Below are 7,562 nucleotides of genomic sequence, written 5' to 3'. Positions count from 1 at the left end.
CATGCCGATGGCCCGGCGTCACCACTGGAACCAGTCTGTACTGCTCGATTGCCGGGACGGGATCGATTCCGGGGCACTGGCAGCAGCGCTGGGCGATCTGGTCGCCCATCACGATGCGCTGCGGCTGCGGTTCGTCGAAGCGTCGGGCGTCTGGCAGCAGACGTACGCCGAAGCCGAGACCTGCGCTGACCTGCTGTGGGTGCGAGAAACCGCAACGGAAGCCGAACGGCTGGCGCACTGCGAGGCCGCCCAACGCAGCCTCGATCTGGCACGTGGGCCGCTGCTGCGCGCTGTCGCGCTGCGGACCGGAGACCACTGGCAACTGCTGCTGGCGATCCACCATCTGGTGGTCGATGGCGTGTCGTGGCGGGTGCTGATCGAGGATCTGCATACGGCCTATCGGGCACGGCTGCAAGGCAAGCAGATCGAACTGCCGGCGCGCAGGGCGTCGTACCAGCGCTGGGCCGAAGCCCTGCGCGACAGCGCCGCCCGCCGTGGCGAGGAAATCCCGCGCTGGCAGGCGCTGGCCACCGTTGACGCCTCCCTGCCGGCAGACGAAGCCTCCGGCTCCCTCACCATCGCCAACCGCGCCAGCGTGACGCTGACGCTGCCAGCCGATCTCACGCAATCGCTGCTCCAGCGGGCGCCCGCCGCCTATCGCACGCGGGTCAACGACCTGCTGCTGACAGCGCTCGCCCGCGCACTGTCCGCGTGGACCGGCCGAAAAGACGTACTGGTGGACCTCGAAAGCCACGGCCGTGTGGCGGGCGTGGATGATTCGCTCGATCTCAGCCGCACGGTCGGCTGGTTCACGACGATGTTCCCGGTGGCGCTCGACGGCAGCGGCGAGATCGGCACGGCCATCCGCACGGTCAAGGAGCAACTGCGCGCGGTGCCCGGCGAAGGCATCGGCTTCGGCCTGCTGCGACGCTGGGGCACGCCGGCCCAGCAGTCGGCGCTGGCAGCGGTGCCCAAGCCCGAGGTGGTGTTCAACTACCTGGGCCAGTTCGATGCAAGCTTCGCCGAAGGCGCCGCATGGCGGCCGGCCGCAGAGGGGGCGCAGGCGGCGGGAGGCACCCAGGACCCCGCCGCTCCGCTGTCGCATCCGCTGTCGGTCAGCGGGCAAGTGCTTGGCGGCGAACTGCAATTGACGCTGGCGTTCAGCCAGAACCGGCATCGCACGGCCACCATCGAGCGCCTGGCCGGAGCGCTGCGGGCCGAACTGGAAGCCGTCGTACGCCACTGCACCTCCGGCGCCGTCGGCCTCACGCCTTCCGATTTTCCGCTGGCTGGCCTGACGCAGGCCCGGCTCGACGCACTATGCCTTGATGCCGCGCGCGTGCAGGACCTGTATCCGTTGTCCCCGATGCAGTCGGGCATGCTGTTCCATAGCGTCTTCGCCCCCGAAGGCAGCGCGTATACGAACCAGTTGCGTGTCGATATCGACGGTCTCGATCCGGCCCGCTTTGTCGCGGCATGGCAGGCCGTGCTGGCGCGCCACGACAGCCTGCGCTGCGGTTTCCTGCATCGCGGCGACCAGCCGCTGCAATGGGTGGCCAAGGACGTCGCCTTGCCCGTGATCGAGGCGGACTTCACGGGGCGCGCCGCCGAGGACGTGGATCGGCTGGCGGCCGAGCAGCTTGCACAGCGCTTCGACCTGCAACAGCCGCCGCTGATGCGCGTCGCGCTGCTGCGCACGGGGCCGGATCGCCGTCATCTGGTCTGGACCGTCCATCATCTGCTGCTCGACGGCTGGAGCACCGCGCATTTGCTGGGCCAGGTGCTGCGCCACTACGCGGGCGAAGCGCTGCCGGCTGTCGGACATCGCTTTGCCGACTACATCGGCTGGCTGCAGTCGCGTGACCGGGATGCCAGCGAGACGTTCTGGAAGGCGCAAATGCAGTCGCTGGAAACGCCAACGCGCCTGCTGGATGCACTGCCAGCGGTCACGTCCGGGGATGGCCATACCGAGCAGCATCATCACCTCGACGCCGACGCAACGGCCGCGCTGGCCGCGTTTACCCGCGCGCAGAAGGTAACGTTCAACACGCTGGTGCAGGCGGCATGGCTGCTGGTACTGCAACGCTGCACCGCGCAGCCCAGCGTGGCGTTTGGCGCCACCGTGTCCGGCCGCCCCGCCGATCTGCCGGCCGCCCAGCAGATGCTGGGGCTGTTCATCAATACGCTGCCGGTGGTGGCCACGCCCTCGCCGCGCCAGAGCGTGGGCGACTGGCTGCGTGAGGTCCAGGCGCTGAACCTTGCCACGCGCGAGCACGAACACGCGCCGCTCTATGACATCCAGCGCTGGGCCGGCCACGGCGGGCAGGCGCTGTTCGATTCGATCGTGGTCTTCGAGAACTACCCGGTCGATGCCGCGCTGCGCCGCGCGCCGGGCGGGCTGGCGTTCGCGAACATCACCAACCGCGCGGAAACCAATTACGCGCTGACGCTGGTGCTGGCCCAGACCGATACGCTGCGCCTGACCTGCCGCTTTGACCGCGCCTGTCTGGCGGAAGCCCAGGCCGAAACGCTGGCGCAGGCGCTGCTGGCCACGATGCGCGCCATGGCGGCCGATGCGGCGCAGCCACTGGGGCAGATCAGCCTGATCGACGCAACGCGTCTGCGGACGTCGCCTTCCTCGGCGTTCGTCGGCAGCTATCAGCCCGTCCATCGGCGCTTCGAGGCCCATGCCCTCGATACGCCCGATGCCACGGCGCTCGTCGCCGACGGCCAGGCGCTGAGTTATGGCGAACTCAACCGGCGCGCCAACGCGCTGGCGCGGCAGTTGATCGCGCGCGGCGTGGGGCCGGATGTGCCCGTGGGCGTGCTGGCCGAGCGGTCCGTGGAAATGGTCGTCGCGCTGCTGGCGATCCTGAAGGCTGGCGGCGCCTATGTGCCATTCGATCCCGAGTATCCGACCGACCGCCTGGCCTACATGGTCGAGGACAGCCGCGTGGCGCTGTTGCTGACGCAGCGCCCCGAGGCCCTGCCGGCCGCACCGGCCTCGGTGTCCATGCTGGACCTGACGCAGCCCGCGCTCTACATCGGCGACGCCGCAGGCACGACGCCGAACCCGGAGCGGACGCCACATCCGGCGCATCTGGCCTATGTGATCTACACCTCCGGCTCGACCGGGCGGCCCAAGGGCGTGGGGATTTCCCACGGCGCGCTGGCCCACTATCTCGATGGCGTGCTGGCGCAACTGGCATTGCCGCACGGGCTGCGCATGGCGATGGTATCGACACCGGCGGCGGACCTCGGGCATACGGTGCTGTTTGGCGCGCTGGCCAGCGGCGCTGCGCTGCATCTGCCCAAACGCCGTTGCGTGTTCGATGCGGCTGCTTTCGCGCGCTATATGGCCGAGCACCGCATTGACGTGCTCAAGATCGTCCCGAGCCATCTGCGCGCGCTGCTGGACGGCGCGGCGGCGGCCGGCACGGCGCCGGCAGACGTGCTGCCGGCCCACACGCTCGTGCTCGGCGGCGAAGCCACCGACTCCGCGCTGCGCGCCCGCATTCATGAAGCGCGTCCCGCCTGCCGGCTGGTCAACCACTACGGGCCCACGGAAACCACGGTCGGCGTCCTCGTGCACGTGGCCGGCACGGCGCCGCAGCCCGGAACCGGCCTGCCGCTGGGGCAGCCGCTGGCCGGCACCGTGGCCCATGTGCTGGACGGCGCGCTGGCGCCATTGCCCGACGGCGTGGCCGGCGAGCTGTATCTGGGCGGACCGGCGCTGGCACGCGGCTACCTTGGCCGCGCCGCGCTGACGGCCGACCGCTTCGTTCCGGACCCGTTCTCGGCGCATGGTGGCCGTCTCTACCGCACAGGGGATCGTGTGCGGCGCCAGGCGGACGGCGTTTTCGAATACCTCGGCCGGATCGACGATCAGGTCAAGATCCGTGGCTTCCGCGTGGAACCCGGCGAAGTGGCGGCGCAACTGGCCGCGCTGCCGGGTGTCCGGCAAGCCGCCGTGGTGGCCGACGCGACGCCAACGGGCATGCAACTGGCCGGCTATGCCGTGCCGGAGGACGGCCGGCGAACCGATCCCGCCGAACTGCGGCGCGCGCTGGCCGCCGTGCTGCCCGGCAATATGGTGCCGGCCACGATCGTTTGCCTCGACGCGCTGCCACTGACCGCCAACGGCAAGCTGGATCGCCGCGCGCTGCCAAAGGCCGACGCTCCCGTTGCCGTTGCCGCGGAACCGCCGCAGGGCGATCTCGAAACGCGGCTGGCCGCGATCTGGCAGGACCTGCTCGGCGTGCCCACGGTGGGCCGCCACGACAACTTCTTCGCCCTGGGCGGCCATTCGCTGCTGGCCGTCCAGCTTCTGTCCCGCATTCAAGGCGAACTCGGCATCGATGCGCCGCTTGCGCTGCTGTTTGGCGCCGGCACGCTGGCCGAACTGGCTGCCGCGCTGCCCGCGCAGCATCGCCATGCCGACGAAGCCGCCCTGCTGGAGCTGGAGGCGTTTGCCAATACCCTGGAGTCAGTCTGAATGATCGAAGCCAATACCGCGGCCCGGCTGGCCGCGCGCTTTGCCACGCTGGCGCCGGCCCAGCGCCGTGCGTTCCTCGACAAGATGGCCGAGCAAGGCATGGCCTTCTCGCAATTGCCGATCCCCGCGCTGCCGCGCCCGGACGCGTCGGCGGACCACGGCGCGCCGTTGTCCTACGCGCAACAGCGCCAATGGTTCCTGCATCGTTTCGAGCCCGATAGCGCCGCGTACCACATCAGCAGCAGCGTGGAACTGCGCGGGGCGCTGGATGTGGACGCACTGGCGGCGGCCTTCGCAACGCTCGCACGCCGCCACGAAGCGCTGCGGACGAGCTTTGTCGCCAACGCGGCCGGCCATGCGCGGCAGCTTGTGCGCCCGGAAGTGGTGATCGCGTTGCCGGTGACGGAGCTGTCGGCGAACCCGGACGCCGCCGACGTGCACGCGGCCGCCATCGCCGAAGCGCCGTTCGATCTGGGCGTTGCGCCGCTGCTGCGCGTGCATCTGCTGAAACTTGGGCACCAATCGCATCGGCTGGTACTGGTGATGCACCATATCGTCTCCGACGGCTGGTCGATGCAATTGCTGATCGACGAACTGGGGGCGGCCTACCGCGCGCGCGTTGCCGATCAGCCGCTGGCGCTGCCGGCGCCCCAGATCGGCTACACCGACTATGCGGCGTGGCAGCGCAACTGGCTGGAAGCTGGCGAGCGGGAACGGCAACTGAACTGGTGGCGCGATGCGCAGGCCGGCGCGCCCACGGTACTCGCGCTGCCGACCGACCGCCCCCGCCCCGCCAGGGCGGCCTATCTGGCGCAGCGCTGCGAGATCGACATCCCCGATGCGCTGGCGCAAGCCCTGCGCGAGCGCGCGCAGGCGCAAGGCGGCACGCTGTTCATGGCGCTGCTGGCCGGCTTTCACGCGCTGCTCTACCGCTACACCGGCAGCCGCGACATCTGCGTGGGCGTGCCTGTGGCGGGCCGCAACCGAATCGAGACCGAGCGGGTGGTGGGGCTCTTCGTCAACACGCAGATCGTGCGCGGCCAGATCGATGGCCGCCGGCCGCTTTCCGCGCTGCTTGGCGATATCCGCGAAGCGGTGCTGGGCGCGCAGGCGCATCAGGACCTGCCGTTCGAGCAGCTGGTGGATGCGTTGCAGCCCGAGCGCAGCATGAGCTATCACCCGCTGTTTCAGGTGGTGCACAACCATCGGCGCGGTGACCGCGCGGGCCGGCTCTCGCTGCCCGGTCTGGAACTCGAAAGCGCGCCCGTGGGCGAGCGCGCGACAGCGCTGGAATTGACGCTCGATACGCGCGAGGACTCCGCGGGCCAGATTCACGCGTGCTTCCACTACGCTGCCGAACTGTTCGACGTGGCGACCGCGCAGCGGCTGGCGCGCCACTATCTGCGACTGCTGCAGCAGCTTGCCGACGCGCCGGACTGCGCGCTGGATGCGGTCGAATTGCTCGACGCCGCCGAGCGGGACAGCCTGCTTGCGCTGGGCCAGGGCGAAGTGCCGGCCGATGCCTGCATGCCGGTCCACGCGCAGATCGCCCGCCACGCGCTGGCGCAGCCGGAGGCCGTTGCAGTGACCTGTGGCGAGCAGACGCTGCGTTATGGCGAATTGCTGGCGCGTGCCGATCGTCTGGCCGCCGTGCTTCATGCACGCGGCATCGGCGCCGAGGATCGTGTGGGCATCGCCCTGTCCCGCTCGCTCGACATCATCGTCACGCTGCTGGCCGTGATGCGGGCTGGCGCGGCCTATGTGCCGTTCGACCCGGCCTATCCCAAGGACCGGCTGGCCTATCTGTTCGAGGACAGCGTGATCCGGCTGCTCGTCACCGAGCCGGCCTTGCTCGATACGCTGCCGGCGCCGGCTTCTCTGCCGGTGCTGACGCTGGATATGGTGGGCAACGGCCCGACGCTAGCCGCCGAGGTGCCGGTCCATCCGTCTCAACTCGCCTACGTGATCTACACGTCCGGTTCGACGGGACGCCCCAAGGGCGTGTGCGTGTCCCACGGCCCGCTGGCCATGCACGTGGCGGCGACCATCGACGCCTACGAAATGGGCCTGCACTCGCGCGAACTGCATTTCCTGTCGTTCGCGTTCGATGGCGCCCACGAACGCTGGCTTTGCGCCTTGGCCTGCGGCGGCTCGCTGGTACTGCGCGACGACGCGCTCTGGACGCCCGAGCAGACGGCGCAGGCGATGATCCGGCACGGCGTGACCAACGCGGGCTTCCCGCCGGCGTATCTGCGGCAACTGGCCGAATACGTCGAACAGAGCGGCGAGCGTCCGGACGTCTCGCTCTATTCCTTCGGTGGCGAAGCGATGCCGCGTGGCGCCTTTGCCCAGGCACGGCGCGCGCTGGGTGCGCGGACCTATATCAATGGCTATGGCCCGACCGAAACCGTGGTCACGCCGATGGTCTGGAAGGTGCGCGGCGATGCGCCGGAAGCGGATTTCGCGGGCACCTACGCCCCGATTGGCCGCCCGGTTGGCGACCGGCGCTGCTACCTGCTCGACGCAGAACTGAACCTTGTGCCGCCGGGCGTAGCCGGGGAACTCCATATCGGCAGCGAAGGGTTGGCGCGTGGGTATCTGAATCGTCCCGGCATGTCGGCGGAGCGCTTTATTCCAGACCCATTCGCTGACGATGGCGCACGGCTGTATCGCACAGGCGATCTGGCGCGCTGGCTGCCTGACGGGCAACTGGAGTACCTGGGCCGGATCGACCAGCAACTGAAGATTCGCGGCTTCCGCATCGAACCGGGTGAAATCGAGGCGCGGATTCTGGCGCAGGCGGGTGTGGGCAACGCGGCCGTGCTGGCTGTCGAGGGCCCTGCCGGCGCAAGGCTGGTCGCCTATGTGGTGTCGACCAGCGCTGCCCAGATCGACGTGGCCGCCGTGCGCACGGCATTGGCAGCCGACTTGCCCGACTACATGGTGCCGGCGGCGTTCGTCGTGATCGACACCCTGCCCCTGACCCCGAACGGCAAGCTGGACCGTCGCGCGCTGCCGGCGCCGGCCTTCGAGAGCGCCCAGACCTTCGTCGCCCCCGAGGGCGAGG

General features: G+C 69.8%; 2 protein-coding genes. Both read left to right on the top strand.

All coding sequences use genetic code 11. The features are described 5' to 3' along the window. Window positions 1–4,495, top strand: a 4,495-nt coding sequence (locus P3W85_RS12845; protein WP_276265055.1) for an amino acid adenylation domain-containing protein, incomplete at its 5' end; no start/stop codon positions are given. After that, a partial coding sequence (locus tag P3W85_RS12840) for an amino acid adenylation domain-containing protein (RefSeq protein ID WP_276265054.1) occupies window positions 4,496–7,562 on the top strand: 3,067 nt, incomplete at its 3' end.

Origin of the sequence: Cupriavidus basilensis (assembly GCF_029335485.1) — a bacterium.
GTDB classification, from domain to species: Bacteria; Pseudomonadota; Gammaproteobacteria; order Burkholderiales; family Burkholderiaceae; genus Cupriavidus; species Cupriavidus basilensis_E.
Note: the sequence above shows the minus strand (reverse complement) of the source record. Positions and strands in the feature narration are given on the sequence as shown.